Source organism: Liquorilactobacillus uvarum DSM 19971, assembly GCF_001434935.1.
Lineage (GTDB): Bacteria > Bacillota > Bacilli > Lactobacillales > Lactobacillaceae > Liquorilactobacillus > Liquorilactobacillus uvarum.
Map to the genome: position 1 here is coordinate 1 of NZ_AZEG01000091.1, position 1,504 is coordinate 1,504.

1 protein-coding gene is annotated in these 1,504 nt (G+C 35.2%); it reads left to right on the forward strand.

The genetic code is table 11. The annotated features are described in order from the left end of the window. Positions 1-1,504: IS1182 family transposase (locus FD20_RS12495; protein WP_057738921.1), on the forward strand; the 1,504-nt coding region annotated here is incomplete at both ends.

Consider the following 1,504-nt stretch of genomic DNA (forward strand, 5'->3'; position numbering starts at 1 on the left):
GCGTAAGTATGATCTGCGTGTACTTTTAAAATTAATTTTGTTTGCGTACACAAAAGGTATCTTTAGTAGTCGCCGTATTAATACCTTGGCAGAAGAGAACTTGGCAGCCCGTTGGCTGACACAAGAACAGGTTCCAGCTTACCGAACAATTTGTCGCTTTAGAATTTCAGATGAAGTTGAGAACTTGATTAAGCAATGTATTCTAAAACTAACCAAATATCTAAAGCAAAATAACTTTATTGATGAGGTTACTTTTATTGACGGGACTAAAATTTTAGCTGATGCCAATAAATATAGTTTTGTTTGGCGTAAGAATACGATTCGTTTTGACAAGCTTAATCGCTCTGCGATTATATCCCTTCTGGAAGAATTAAATGAAGCTAAATTTAAGTGTCAGCTCCCTGCAGAGACAGATCTTACTTTAGAAATGCTTGATGAAATTATCTTGCGGTTAGAAAATGACTTGAAAGATTTGAATAAAAAGATTGAAAAAGAACACATCTCTCCCAGTCCAGACAAGTCAAGGCGTCGAAAACTAAAATCTTTAAAACGAAAACTTAAGTTACGGCAAGCTAAATTATTAGATCATAAAATGCAAACCAAAATTTATGGTAAAAGAAATAGTTATTCGAAAACAGATCATGATGCAACTTTCATGCGTATTAAGGAAGATCCAATGCTCAACGGACAGCTAAAACCGGCTTATAATCTACAAATCGCCACAAGTAAACAATTTGTAACTGCCTTTGGCATTTTTCAAAATCCAGGAGATACCAAAACATTAATTCCCTTTTTACAGCAACAGAAAGCAGCTGGAACTTTAGGTAAGTATATTGTGGCTGATGCAGGATACGGTTCAGAATCAAATTATCAATATCTTGAAGATGAACTACCTGAACATACGGCATTAATTCCATATGGTACGATGCTGAAAGAAAATAGTCGCAAATGGAAAAGTGACGACCGTAAGGTCATGAATTGGGCATATCATCCTAAAGACGATTATTTTATTGATCTGCAAGGAGTTAGATTTAGTTTTTATGCTTTCCGTAAGCGCAAAGACAAGTATGGGTTTATACGTGAATTTAAAGAGTATAAGGCAAACAAATACGATAACGATTTTCAGGTTGATAACCGAGCATTCACTAAAAGCGGAAAACCTCGTAAAATAAGTATTAATGGCACATGGGAATATTTCAAAGCTAAAGAACGCAAATTGCTTTCAAATCACCAAACTGGTTCAATTTACGGACGACGTAAAATAGACGTTGAATCAGTTTTTGGTGGATTGAAGGCTTGTTTAGGTTTTAGAAGATTTTCAGTTAGGGGGCTTGAAAAGGTAAAAAGGGAGGCTGGAATTGCCTTGATGGCAATGAATATTAGAAAATTGGTGGCGAAGAACACCAATTATAATTATTTTATAACACAAAAGAAGAGATTAGTGAAAATCAAAGAACGATTTTCACTAATCTCTTTTGTTTTGAAGGACTTATGGCACGGCCCC